Origin of the sequence: Aminicella lysinilytica (assembly GCF_004362975.1) — a bacterium.
In the GTDB taxonomy this organism is placed as follows: Bacteria; Bacillota; Clostridia; order Peptostreptococcales; family Anaerovoracaceae; genus Aminicella; species Aminicella lysinilytica.
On the sequence record NZ_SNXO01000002.1, the window covers coordinates 33,254 to 46,094 of the forward strand.

The 12,841-nt window shown below is 44.7% G+C and carries 11 protein-coding genes; all 11 read left to right on the forward strand.

What is annotated here, in order from left to right; all coding sequences use genetic code 11:
- The 11 genes from EV211_RS00620 (at nt 1) to EV211_RS00670 (ending at nt 12,825) form a co-directional block, all read left to right on the forward strand.
- On the forward strand, nt 1-1,368 hold the full coding sequence (locus EV211_RS00620; protein ID WP_133527498.1) for a UDP-N-acetylmuramoyl-tripeptide--D-alanyl-D-alanine ligase: 1,368 nt from the start codon (nt 1-3) through the stop codon (nt 1,366-1,368).
- A 9-nt stretch (nt 1,369-1,377) separates the two neighbouring features.
- Nucleotides 1,378-2,340, forward strand: a complete 963-nt coding sequence (gene mraY, locus EV211_RS00625; protein ID WP_133527499.1) for a phospho-N-acetylmuramoyl-pentapeptide-transferase — start codon at nt 1,378-1,380, stop codon at nt 2,338-2,340.
- 32 nt (nt 2,341-2,372) lie between these two features.
- Entirely contained in the window at nt 2,373-3,749 is a 1,377-nt protein-coding gene (gene murD / locus EV211_RS00630) for a UDP-N-acetylmuramoyl-L-alanine--D-glutamate ligase (RefSeq protein ID WP_207667972.1), read from the forward strand.
- Nucleotides 3,750-4,937, forward strand: coding sequence for a putative lipid II flippase FtsW (ftsW, locus tag EV211_RS00635; protein ID WP_133527500.1), 1,188 nt, complete (start codon nt 3,750-3,752; stop codon nt 4,935-4,937).
- Complete coding sequence (murG, locus tag EV211_RS00640; RefSeq protein ID WP_133527501.1) at nt 4,934-6,043, forward strand: undecaprenyldiphospho-muramoylpentapeptide beta-N-acetylglucosaminyltransferase; 1,110 nt, start codon at nt 4,934-4,936, stop codon at nt 6,041-6,043. Before ftsW ends, murG begins: the two co-directional genes overlap by 4 nt.
- Entirely contained in the window at nt 6,036-6,800 is a 765-nt protein-coding gene (locus tag EV211_RS00645) for a cell division protein FtsQ/DivIB (protein WP_133527502.1), read from the forward strand. The genes murG and EV211_RS00645 overlap by 8 nt, the downstream gene beginning before the upstream one ends.
- 78 nt (nt 6,801-6,878) lie before the next feature.
- The gene (ftsZ, locus tag EV211_RS00650) at nt 6,879-8,009 is read left to right on the forward strand and encodes a cell division protein FtsZ (RefSeq protein ID WP_133527503.1); all 1,131 of its coding nucleotides are present in this window, start codon (nt 6,879-6,881) and stop codon (nt 8,007-8,009) included.
- 52 nt (nt 8,010-8,061) lie between these two features.
- A complete protein-coding gene (locus EV211_RS00655) occupies nt 8,062-8,832 on the forward strand; it encodes a TrmH family RNA methyltransferase (RefSeq protein WP_133527504.1) in 771 nt (256 codons plus the stop codon).
- 17 nt (nt 8,833-8,849) lie between these two features.
- Complete coding sequence (gene pheS, locus EV211_RS00660) at nt 8,850-9,872, forward strand: phenylalanine--tRNA ligase subunit alpha (protein WP_133527505.1); 1,023 nt, start codon at nt 8,850-8,852, stop codon at nt 9,870-9,872.
- Nucleotides 9,873-9,884: 12 nt separating this feature from the next.
- Nucleotides 9,885-12,329: a phenylalanine--tRNA ligase subunit beta gene (gene pheT, locus EV211_RS00665; RefSeq protein WP_133527506.1), complete on the forward strand. Its 2,445-nt coding sequence runs from the start codon at nt 9,885-9,887 to the stop codon at nt 12,327-12,329.
- 31 nt (nt 12,330-12,360) lie between these two features.
- On the forward strand, nt 12,361-12,825 hold the full coding sequence (locus EV211_RS00670; protein WP_133527507.1) for a cell division protein ZapA: 465 nt from the start codon (nt 12,361-12,363) through the stop codon (nt 12,823-12,825).
- The last annotated feature ends 16 nt before the right edge of the window (nt 12,826-12,841 follow it).

A 12,841-nucleotide genomic window follows, 5' to 3' on the forward strand; every position in this document is an offset into this window, starting at 1 on the left:
ATGAATCCTATTACCATAGATGAAATAACAAAGGCAACCAATGGGAGTTTGCTTTGGGGGAATGGCCAGGCAACAATAGATAATGTCAGCACTGATTCACGCCGGGTGGGGTGTAAGACTTTGTTCATACCCCTGAAGGGTGAGAATCATGACGCACATAAATTCATACCCATGGCGGCCGAGGCGGGATGCAGGACTTTCCTGACATCGAACAAAGATGCCACTGCGGGCCTTACAGCTTGCAATGTGATTTTTGTTGATGATACGCTTGCGGCTATGCAGGCCCTGGCTAAGTATTATCTTGACAAGATCCATGTGAAAAGGCTGGCTGTTACGGGAAGCGTAGGTAAAACGTCAACCAGAGACATGGTCTACTATATGTGTTGTGAGAAGTATAAGACCGGCAGGTCAATGGCTAATTTTAACAATGATGTGGGAGTACCATTGACAATTTTCTCTTTAGACGATAGTATGGACATTGCAGTATTTGAAGAAGGCATGGATCATGCGGGCGAGATACACAGGCTTGTAGTTATTACCAGACCGGATGTGGCAATAATAACCAATGTAGGCATATCGCATCTGGAAAACCTGGGAAGCAGGGAAAACATACTGAAGGCGAAGATGGAAATAGCGGACTACTTCGGACCGGACAATGCGCTGGTCATTAATGAGTCCTGCGACCTTTTAAACAAGGAAGATATACATGAAGATTACAAGGTAATCGGCGTTGGAGAAAAAAATAATGATTATACCGTATCTAATGTTTGCGATTTAGGCGAAAAAGGTATAGAATTTACTTTGACTGTCCATGGCGACAGCAGGAAGATATTTCTCGGCGTACCGGGAGCTCATAATGCAATAAACGCGGCTTTGGCCATAGCAGCCTGCTCGCAGGTTGGTATCACTATGGATCAGGCTATAGCAGGTTTGGGTCACCTGGAGCTTACAGGCAAGAGGCTTGCCCTCAGGGAAAGCCGCGGAATAAAAGTTATTGACGACACTTATAATGCAGCTCCTGAATCAATGAAATCGGCGATCAATACTCTCATGAATACTGAAGGTCAGAGACATATAGCCATTTTGGGCGGAATGAACGAATTGGGAGTTGACTCTGAAGTTTACCACAGAAAAGTGGGGGACTTCGCAGTTGAAAGCGGAGTCGATCTGCTTATTGGAGTAGAGGACAAGGCTAAGGCAATCGTCGCAGGCGCAGATGAAAAAGGTGGTAATGCTATGTGGTTTGGATCCAAGGAGGAACTGTACGGTAAACTGTCAGGACTTCTGAAATCCGGAGACATAGTTTTGATAAAGGCATCTAATGCCTTACACATGGATGAAGTTGCAGATAAAATTATTAATGGATAGGGGAAAAGTATGCAAGTATATCAGTATATAGTGATAATCGCACTGGCCGTTATGGCATCATCGGTATTTACATCTATTGAAATACCAATTCTGAAACACAGACAGTTTCAGCAGTTTATAAGGGAAGAGGGGCCAAAGTCTCACAAGAAGAAAGAGGGAACGCCTACTATGGGCGGCATAGCTATATATGCGTCTATATGCCTGGTATCTATGATAGGCACGTCTCTCACAAGGGACATGGGAATACTTCTGATATTCGGGGCTCTTTACGGGCTGATCGGCTTTGCTGATGACTTTATCAAAGTAACACAGAAACACAATCTTGGATTGAGAGCCTGGCAGAAACTTCTCTTCCAGATAGTACTCGGCGTTGGATTTGGATATTATGTAGTGAAATATACTAACCTGGGCACTAACGTGTGGGTGCCGTTCATAGACAAAGACGTAGACTTCGGCATGTGGTTCATACCTTTTGTAGCTTTTGTTATCGTAGCTGTAGCCAACAGCGTCAACCTTGCAGACGGTCTGGACGGACTTTGTGCCGGCGTGACCGCTATATTCGCCTTTGGATTCGCCCTAATTGCCGACGGATTTTCGGCTTTCCCAAGCGGAGTTTACTGCCTGGCTATTGTCGGATCATGCATAGGATTTATGTTCTTTAACAAATTCCCAGCTCAGGTGTTTATGGGAGATACGGGTTCGATGGCTCTCGGCGGAGGCCTGGCGGCGGCAGTCATCCTGACAAAGGCGGAGCTTATGATACCATTCGTAGGGCTGGTGTTTGTTGTAGAGGCTCTTTCGGTAATAATACAGGTTATTGGTTTTAAAACTACAGGCAAGAGATTATTCCGCATGGCACCTATCCACCACCATTTCGAATTGGGTGGAATGAAAGAGACTTCTGTAGTTAAAATGTTCTGGGTCTTTGCGGCAATTTGTTGCGTAGCAGGACTGCTGATCATGAAAATATGATCCCGTAGGGATTTGGATGGAGATGTTGATAAATGAAAACTAACATTGAGAATATGAAGAATAAAAAGGTCTTGGTAGTAGGATTCGGAAAATCCGGTATCGCTGCAGCTCAGGCTATGCTTAAGCTGGGTGCAGAGGTGTCTATACAGGACTCAAAAAAGGAAAATGATGTCGATGCTAACCTGATAACTTATTTCAGAGGTCGTGGAGCGACCTTCTTCCTGAACACTATACCGCCGGATGTAGGCGTCTATGACATGCTCATTCTGAGCCCGGGCGTAAGTCCTGAACTGGCATTTATTCAGGAGGCTGAATCCAAGGGCGCTGAGATCATTGGCGAACTTGAGATTGCTTATAGAATAGGACGCGGCAACTATATCGCCATAACCGGAACCAATGGAAAGACGACGACTACATCGCTGGTTGGCGAAATTTTCAAGAAGTCGGGAAGAAAAACTTACGTAGTAGGCAATATAGGGGTAGCTGTGATTTCCGCATCAGCAGATGCCGATGCCACAGACTGGCTGGTAACTGAGACCAGCAGTTTTCAGCTGGAAACTACCAGATACTTCAAGCCGGCAGTATCGGCCATACTTAATCTGACTCCTGATCATCTGAACAGACATCACACTATGCAGGCTTATGGCGCTGCTAAGGCTAAGATATTTGCTAATCAGAGAGAAGATGGATATCTTGTAATAAACTATGATGATAAGGAGTGTTTCAAACTTTCATCGGCATGTAAGGCAAAGGTCGTTCCTTTCAGCAGCAATGAAGAACTTCCTTTCGGTGCTTTCGTTAAAGACGGCAGGATAGTCATTGCTGATGAAAAGAAGGAAATCGTGGACATCTGCGGTGTAGATGAACTGAAGATCATAGGAGTACATAATCTTCAGAACGCTTTGGCTGCAGCAGCAATAAGTTATTTCGCAGGAATAGACCGTGAGACTATTGCGGAAGTTCTGAGAACATTTGCCGGAGTAGAACACAGAATTGAGTATTGTGGCGAAATCAATGGAGTGAAGTACTACAATGATTCCAAGGGTACCAATACAGATGCATCTATCACTGCCCTTAAGGCTCTGGAAAAGAATATAATCATTATTGCCGGCGGAGACGCTAAAGGCCAGGAATTCGATGGATTCATCAAGGAATTCCCGGGCAGAGTCAAGGAAATGATATTACTGGGCCGCGATGCTCATCTGATACAGGAAGCAGCCGACAGGCTGGGATTTGAGAATTACATATATTGCAAGGACATGGTCGAGTGCGTCAATAAAGCATACGAAATAGCTGAACCTGGCGATTCTGTATTGCTTTCTCCTGCATGCGCCAGTTGGGATATGTATGATAACTTCGAACAAAGGGGAGATCATTTCAAAGAATGCGTAGGCAGATTGGTTAGATAAATGGCTAAGATAATGAACACTCTGAAAAAGATAAAGCCTTGTGATTTCACCGTAGTCATCCTGGTGGTGGCTTTGGTGATTTTTGGCGTAGTCATGGTGTTCAGCGCAAGCTATTATAATTCCCTTAACGATACAGGATCGCCATATGGATATCTGAAGAAACAATTATTCTTTGCTATAAGCGGTTTCGTGATCATGTATATAATGTCTATAGTGGACTATCATATTTTCAAGAAACTGGCTGTACCTTTGCTGATTTTCAGCCTGATACTGCTGGCACTCTTATTTACACCACTTGGAACCAATGTTAACGGAGCGACACGCTGGATAGTCATAGGCCCATTGAGCATTATGCCGGGCGAAGTGGCTAAGATCGCCGTTATAGTATATGTGGCATTTTATCTGGCCCCTGATCCTAAGAGAATATTGTCGATCAAAGAAGGAATACTGCCTATGGCTGTACTGGCTGCAGTTTTTGGCATTATGATAATCAAACAGCCGAATCTTTCGACTGCTATTACCGTAGTAGGCATCATACTCGGTATGATGTTTCTGGCCGGCCTTAAGTGGAAATGGATAATCAGCATTTTTGCTATAGGAGGAGTAGGACTCTTTGGCCTGAGTAAGACAGACACTTACTGGGGTACAAGACTCACAAGCTTTATAGATCCATTCAAAGATCCCCAGGGAGACGGTTTCCAGGCGGTTCAGTCTTTATTGGCCCTGGGCACAGGTGGATTGTTCGGTCTTGGTCTTGGCAAAAGCGTACAGAAAAATCTCTACCTTCCTGAGCCTCAGAATGACTTTATTCTCGCCATAATAGGCGAGGAACTCGGGCTCGTGGGAATACTGATATTGCTATTGGTATTTACGATCCTTATATGGCGTTGCTTCCTTGTGACTATGAGATCACCGGACAGGTTCGGTATGTTAATGGCCGGAGGAATTACGCTTATGATAGGTATTCAGCTTGTACTGAATGTTGCAGTCGTGACATCATCTATGCCGCCAACAGGTATAGCCCTGCCATTTGTCAGTTACGGAGGAAATGCCCTTTGGATCATGATGGGGGCCTGCGGAGTTTTACTTAATATCTCGAGGCAAAGCAAGAAACCTGCTAAGGCTGTGGAAACGGAGAGACCAAGAGGCCGCCACGACCTCAGGAGAGAGTACGGAGGAAGAGCATGAAAGTAATAGTGACCGGCGGCGGCACGGGAGGACATATTTATCCTGCCCTTGCCATTGCAGATGAAATTAAAGAGAGAGATCCTTCATCGGAAATACTCTATGTGGGAAATGATATAGGCCTGGAGAAGGATATCGTTCCGGGCAGCGGCTATGATATGGAACTGGTTTCCGCCAAGTGGCTGGACAGAAGCAATATATTCAAGATATTTGATACAGGCTTCAGTACTATGAAGGGCATCAGGCAGTCTATGAAGATCATGAAGAACTTCAAGCCGGATGTGGTCATAGGTACCGGGGGCTTTGTGTGCGTACCTGTCATATATGCAGGCCATAAGTATGGCGCCCGGTGTTATCTACACGAGCAAAACGCATTTCCGGGTGTTGCGAACAGAACTCTGGAGAAATTTGTGAACAAAGTGTTCCTGGGGTTTCCTGAGGCATCACATTATTTTAAAGAACCGCAGAAACACCTAGTGACCGGCAATCCTGTCAGATCACGTTTCCTTGGAGTAGATAAGAGCGAAGCGAGACAGAAACTTGCACTAGATGAAGATGATTTCGTGATATTTTCATTTGGTGGAAGTCAGGGCGCAGAGAAGATAAATCAGGTCGTATTTCAGCTTATGAAGACCGTTAACGGTATGGATCATGTGACGTTACTTTTTGGTACGGGCAGTCAGTACTATCAGGAAATCTTAGATGACGTGAAAGCGCAGAATATTGAGCTTGGGGCCAACATCCGAATAGAGTCGTATATCAATGATATGGAAGATTATCTTGGGGCTTCAGACTTGATCATAAGCCGCGCAGGAGCTCTTTCAGTTGCAGAAACCTGTATGTGCGGTAGAGCGTCCATACTGATACCTTCACCTAATGTAACGGGAAACCATCAGTATTTCAATGCCAAATCTGTGGCAGACAGAGGTGGAGCAGTACTCATAGAGGAAAAGGATCTGACCGATGAACTCTTGTTGGAAGAAGTAACAAAACTAAAGAATGATCCGGAGTTTGTAAAGAAAATGGGTGATGCAGCCTTTGCGTGCGCACCTAAAGATGCTACGAACATGATATATCAGACTATCTGTAAGGATGAAATAAATGGATAACGATATGGAATTCAAAGAAATACCCAGGGAGAAGAAGGTCAGGAAGAAGAAGCATTATATGGCTAGATTTCTGATAATTCTCTGTGTCATAATTGCGTTGGTGGCGTTTTTGCTTTCACCGGTCTTCAATGTGAAGCATATCAGTGTAACCGGAAATGATTATTACACTGATCAGGAAGTGATAAATATGGGGAATGCCACTAAAGGAGGCAATATTTTCATTCATTCCGGTATTTCATCTATAAAATCAAGACTTGAGGGAAATCCGTATTTTTCGTCAGTGAAGGTCAGCATAGGGTTGCCGTCTACATTGAAGATCAGTGTGACGGAGCGTAAGCAGGTAGCAGCCCTGATCTATGGCGATCAGTATATTGTAATAGATGTTGATGGAAAAGTACTGCGAAAGACAGAGATAGATCCAAAGATAACTATTATTAAGGGATTGACCTTGAGCAAAATCAAGGTTGGAGAAAAAGTCAAGGCTGAGGAAGCACAGACTCTGACAAGAACTTTGAAAATGCTTTCAACTATGAACAAAGGCGATCTTTACTTTAAAAAGATTGATGTTTCTGGGATTTTTATTAAGGCATACATATATGACACGCTTATAGTCAAGGGCATCCCCGCGCAGATGCAGAAGGCTATAAAAAGCGGTGATCTTCAGAAAGTCATAAGCAAACTTTTCAAAAGCGGTTACAAGCGTGGCACCATTAGTTTAGGTGATCACAACTACATGTCATTTTCACCTGCTTGTTGATAAAAAACAGGTGCAAAGGTATAGATTATATGGTAAAATAAGACATAGTATGATATTGGATTCAAGGAGGCAGTGTTCATGTTGCAATTTGAGAACGAACAGGAGAATTCAGCTGTAATAAAAGTAATTGGAGTTGGAGGCGGTGGATGTAATGCCATCAACAGGATGCTGGAAGCAGACCTGAAGGGTGTAGATTATATAGCGATAAATACGGACAAGCAGGCGTTGAGCAGATGTAACGCTGAGACTAAAGTCCAGATAGGTGAGAAACTTACCAGAGGACTTGGCGCGGGAGGCAATCCGGAAATCGGACAGCGATCCGCAGAAGAAACTCTGGATGAAATAGCAGACTTGCTGGAAGGCACCGATATGGTGTTCATAACGGCAGGTATGGGTGGAGGCACCGGAACCGGAGCTGCCCCGATAATTGCTAAGGCATCTAAGGATATGGGAATCCTTACTGTAGGCGTCGTGACCAGACCTTTTGCCTTTGAAGGCAAGAAGAGAGCTGATCAGGCAGATCTGGGGCTGGGTTTCCTTAAGAAATATGTAGATTCACTGGTAATAGTGCCAAATGATAAGCTTATACAGAACTGCGAGAAGGACACATCCATAATGGATGCTTTCAGTATGGCGGATGACGTACTTAAACAGGGCGTCCAGGGCATATCTGATCTGATATCAGATTACGCTTTGATAAACGTGGACTTCGCAGATGTGAGATCGGTAATGACGGATCGCGGCGTAGCTCATATGGGAGTTGGACGCGGTACCGGCGAGGACAGAGCCAAGGAAGCTGTTCAGGCTGCTATTGAAAGTCCTCTTCTTGAGACCAGAATCACTGGAGCCAAGGCGATACTGCTTTATGTCTCCGGCGGATATGATCTGGGAATGCTGGAAGTACATGAGATCGCAAGCCTTGTTGAAGAGCAGGCCGATAAGGAAGCTATCCTGATATTCGGAGCAGCGGTTTCAGAGGAAATGAATAATGAAATAGAGATCACTGTAATTGCCACAGGCTTTGGAGAAGGATTAGACAAGGATCCTATTGATTATGGGAACCTAGATGTTCTGAAATCCAAGAAGGTCGTAACACCGGATGGCCTTGAGGGCACAGAAGTGACTTTGGAAGAAATATTCAAGGAAACCAGAGATGAGGACATGACGGATTCTAAATTCGACATTCCGACATTCCTGAACAACAAGTAAGCTAAGCAGTTAAATAAAAGCCGGTAAATACAGCCGGCTTTTTAATAATATTATGGGAAAGTATATTGAATCAAGAGACAACAGAATAATCAAGGAGTGCGTCAGACTGACTCGTAAGAAATATAGAGATAAGGAGGAAAGGTATCTTATCGAAGGGGAAAACCTTATAGGCGAGGCCCTTAGCGAAGAAATAGATATCAGTGCTCTCCTCATACGAGACGGAACAACATTCAATGGATCGGACCGGGTCGACACATACATTATCGAGCCGGGGCTTTTTGATTCTATAGCTCAGACTGAAACCAGCCAGGGTGTCCTGGCCGTAGTGGCTAAGAAGAAGTTTACTGTAGCAACATTGGCAGAGGTAAATAAGCGGGGAATCAATTTCATCGTATTGGACAGACTACAGGATCCGGGGAACATCGGCACGATTATAAGAACGGCCGAGGGAGCCGGATATGGAGCGGTCATTACGGTGAAAGGCACAGCAGATGTTTACTCGCCTAAGGTCGTCAGAGCAGCGGCCGGATCAGTCTTTAGGATCCCTATCGTCTCCGTCGAGGATGGTAGGGAACTACGAGAGACAGTTGACAGACTAGGAAAGAGACTGGCTGTGACCTGTTTGAATAATGACAAGTTTTACTATGATGAGGATATCAGGAAGGATATAGCGCTGGTCATCGGAAACGAGGGCGGTGGGTGCAGTCCGGATCTCATCAATGACGCTGATATCAGAGTGATGATCCCAATGAAGGGAAAACTGGAATCACTTAATGCTTCAGTTGCGGCAGGAATACTTATGTATGAAGCCATGAGGCAATAAATAGAAGAGGTAAAGAAATGCAGGAAAAATTAGAAAAAGTTTTAGCAGAGGCAAAGGAACAGCTGAGCAAGGCCACATCTATCGCGGAGACAGAAGAAATTCGAGTGAGGGTTCTGGGCAAAAAGGGTAAGCTTACCGAGATACTCAGAGGTATGGGCAAGCTTTCGCCAGAAGAAAAGAAAGAACTCGGCATGTCCGCCAATAAGGTAAAGTCTGAAGTAGGCGACCTTTTGTCATCTAAGATGGATGCCTTGAAAGCTCAGGCTAAAGAGGCAAAGTTCAATAGAGAGAAAATAGATGTAACAGAACCGGGACGTCCGGTAATATACGGAGTAGAGCATCCTATAACTCAGACGATCAATGAAGTCGTGGATATATTCAAATCCATGGGTTATTCAGTGTATGAGAGCCCTGATGTAGATTCAGTGTATAATACCTTCGATGCGCTCAATTCACCGGAAGATCATCCGGCAAGAGACATGACAGACACATTCTATGTCAACGATAATACAGTTCTGAGGCCACACACATCTTCAGCAGAGGTAAGGGCAGAAAAAGAACTGGCTACTCCATATAAAATACTGATACCGGGAAGATGTTACAGATGTGATACTCCCGATGCCACTCATTCTCACACCTTCCATCAGATTGAGATGATGGTCATAGGCGAGGGAATAACCATGGCAGATCTTAAGGGATCCCTTGATTTGATGGCCAAGAAACTATTCGGACCGAAAACGAGAACTAAGTTCAGACCTCATCACTTCCCATTTACGGAGCCAAGCGCTGAGATGGACGTATCCTGCTTCAAATGCGGCGGCACAGGTTGCCCTGTCTGCAAGGGAAGCGGATGGATAGAAATCCTTGGATGCGGCATGACACATCCACATGTTCATAAGGCCGGCGGCATAGACACTGAAAAGTACACCGGATTTGCCGTTGGAATGGGCGTAGAGAGAATAGCGATGCTGAAGTATGGAATTGATGATATCAGGCTTTTATACGAAAACGACATGAGATTCATCAATCAGTTCAAATAGGAGGTCTAATAGATGCTAGTATCAGTTGAATGGTTGAAAGACTATGTAGATATAAATGTTCCTGTCCAGGAATTCTGCGACAGGATGATAATGTCAGGCTCTAATATTGAGACCTGCACCGAGATAGGCACCGGTATGTCCAATGTCAAACTCGGAAGAATAGATAAGATAGAAAAACACCCTGACGCAGACAAACTTGTAGTGTGCGCCATTAATGTGGGCGGAGATGAACCTCTGCAGATAGTAACAGGCGCTGACAATATTTATGTCGGGGCGTATGTTCCCGTGGCAGTACACAACAGCCGTGTACCCGGGCCTCTCCATGGACAGCCTAAGGTTGAAGGTGGAGTTAAGATAACAAAGGGGAAACTGCGCGGCGTAGTAAGTGAAGGTATGCTTTGCGGTCCGCAGGAGCTGGGATTTGATGATAAAGTTGCGCCTTTTGTTTCAAAGGATGGCATATGGCTGATCCCCGGCAACTGGGACGATCATTTAGGCGAGGACTTTGATAAGGTCTTGGAACTGGAAGACAATGTAGTCGACTTTGAAATCACCCCAAACAGGCCGGATTGCCTGGCTATGATAGGCATGGCAAGAGAGGCGGCGGCAACCTTTGGCGAAAAACTCAGGTACCCTGACACAGAGTGCCAGAAGACAGATGAAGAAGCGTCAGACTATATTTCTGTAGAAGTCAGATCCGAATTCTGCAAGAGATATACAGCCAGAATAATCAAAGATGTTAAAATAGAACAGTCACCGTGGTGGCTACAGAAGAGGCTTATGGCAGCAGGCATGAGGCCAATCAATAACATGGTAGATATTACCAACTTCGTTATGCTTGAATATGGTCAGCCACTGCATGCTTTCGATATCAACAGCATTGCCGGCCATCATATTATAGTGGATGTGGCCAAAGCCGGAGATACCTTCACATCACTTGATGAAGTGGAACGTAAACTTGATGATAAGATGCTTATGATCAATGATGCAGAAAAGCCTGTAGCAATAGCAGGCGTCATGGGCGGACTCAATTCAGAAATACAGGATGACACGAATACAGTTGTTATCGAGTCGGCTAATTTTCTTGGATCCAATGTAAGAGCCACTTCCAAGAGACTTGGTTTAAGAACAGAAGCTTCAGGAAGATATGAGAAGGGCATAGATCCTAACCTGTGCGAAGCGGCTGCTGACAGAGTCTGCAAACTTGTAGAGATGCTTGGCTGCGGCAAGGTACTAAATGGCTCCGTAGATGTATATCCGTCTCCGGAAAAGGCGCCTACTGTAATGGCCAGAGTAAGCAGGATCAATAAGGTCCTTGGCACAGATATCCCAAGAGAACAGATGGAAGGATATTTCAGAAGCCTTGAGATGGAAGTCACCGGCGAGGGCGATGAAATGTATGTCACACCGCCGACCATAAGGCAGGATCTTCCGGAGGAAGTCGACTATGTTGAGGAAGTAGCCAGAATGTACGGCTATGACAATCTGCCGATGACTTTGCCGGAATGTGAGTCAAGGCCTGCATTCCCGAAAAACTGGAATATGAGAGAACTGGCAAGGCAGACCCTTTGTGGTATGGGTGCCAACGAAATACAGACCTTCTCATTCTCCAACGGAAAGATACTTGATATGAGTGGAATAGACGAAGACTCCTGGGAAAGGAACTTCGTGGAAATAATCAATCCTATGGGCGAGGATACAGCTTCCCTGAGAACTATACTTACGCCGGGAATGCTGGAAGTTCTGGGAAGAAATTTCTCCAGAAACATAGAAAGTGTCAGAGCTTATGAGATAGGTAAGACATTTATGAAGAATCTGATCGACCCTAAGGGCCTGCCGGATGAATCCTATGACCTTACCATAGGCTGTTACGGAGAGAATGAAGATTTCTACTCTCTTAAGGGAATGGTATGCACACTTTTAGACAGACTTGGAATCAGAGAACTGAAATTTGTTGCTGAATCCGAATACGGAGTATATCATCCGGGCAGATGCGCCAGAGTGGTCACTTCAGACACAAACGGTCAGGAAGTCGAGCTGGGAATCATGGGCGAGGTACATCCGGATGTTGCTGAGAATTTCGGCATCGATACCAGGGCATATTGCTGTGAACTGTTCTTCGACCTGATAGATGAATTATCAGATAGAGAAGTTCAGTATCACCAGCCGCCTAAATATCCTTCAACATCGAGAGATATGGCTCTGATAGTTGACGAGGATCTTGAAATAGGTGAGATAGAAGCTCAGGTGAATGCTATGGGAATAGGTATTCTGAGAGATATCAAACTCTTCGATGTCTATAGAGGCGAACAGGTAGAGCAGGGAAAGAAGAGCGTTGCCTTCAGCCTTACATATAGAGACGATGAAAAGACTCTTACAGACGAAGAAACTGATGAAGCACATAATTCCGTAGTAGAAATGCTGAAGGAAAAATTTGGCGCCACACTGCGTGACTGATGCTGCCGGAATGAAAGTTTGAGGTGAAATCATGGGCGAGAAAGTTGAAGCAAAGATCTTCGGTCAGATATATACTATTACCGGGGATAAATCGAGAGAAGAAATCGAGAAAATAGGACAGTATGTAGATGAGAAAATGCATCTGATCGCTAAGGTATCAGAAAAAGGCGGTACCACTGGTGTCGCTGTGCTTACGGCTATTAATATTACTGAAGAATTTTTCGACCAGATGGATGAAATGGAACGTCTTAAGACGGCCAACGAACAACTGGAGAAAGACTCGGCCCATTACATCAAACTCTGGGAAGATTCCAAGAAAAACTTCATGCAGTCCAAGGATAACATGGATAAACTTAAGGAACAGGGTAGGCAGGAGAACGCCAAGTTTAAAGAACTGGAAGATAAATGCAGTGAGTATGAAAACGCTATATTCGATCTTCAGATGGAAAATGTGCAATTAAAGAGCGAATTGGAGAAGAACAGAAACAACAGATAACGGGCAAGGAAACTTT

What these genes read in the sequence shown, in the direction of transcription:
- EV211_RS00620 (WP_133527498.1), top strand. Translation starts at nt 1, where the DNA reads ATGAATCCTATTACCATAGATGAAATAACAAAGGCAACCAATGGGAGT.
- EV211_RS00655 (WP_133527504.1), top strand. Translation starts at nt 8,062, where the DNA reads ATGGGAAAGTATATTGAATCAAGAGACAACAGAATAATCAAGGAGTGC.
- EV211_RS00645 (WP_133527502.1), top strand. Translation starts at nt 6,036, where the DNA reads ATGGATAACGATATGGAATTCAAAGAAATACCCAGGGAGAAGAAGGTC.
- murD (WP_207667972.1), top strand. Translation starts at nt 2,373, where the DNA reads ATGAAAACTAACATTGAGAATATGAAGAATAAAAAGGTCTTGGTAGTA.
- ftsW (WP_133527500.1), top strand. Translation starts at nt 3,750, where the DNA reads ATGGCTAAGATAATGAACACTCTGAAAAAGATAAAGCCTTGTGATTTC.
- pheT (WP_133527506.1), top strand. Translation starts at nt 9,885, where the DNA reads ATGCTAGTATCAGTTGAATGGTTGAAAGACTATGTAGATATAAATGTT.
- EV211_RS00670 (WP_133527507.1), top strand. Translation starts at nt 12,361, where the DNA reads ATGGGCGAGAAAGTTGAAGCAAAGATCTTCGGTCAGATATATACTATT.
- ftsZ (WP_133527503.1), top strand. Translation starts at nt 6,879, where the DNA reads ATGTTGCAATTTGAGAACGAACAGGAGAATTCAGCTGTAATAAAAGTA.
- murG (WP_133527501.1), top strand. Translation starts at nt 4,934, where the DNA reads ATGAAAGTAATAGTGACCGGCGGCGGCACGGGAGGACATATTTATCCT.
- pheS (WP_133527505.1), top strand. Translation starts at nt 8,850, where the DNA reads ATGCAGGAAAAATTAGAAAAAGTTTTAGCAGAGGCAAAGGAACAGCTG.
- mraY (WP_133527499.1), top strand. Translation starts at nt 1,378, where the DNA reads ATGCAAGTATATCAGTATATAGTGATAATCGCACTGGCCGTTATGGCA.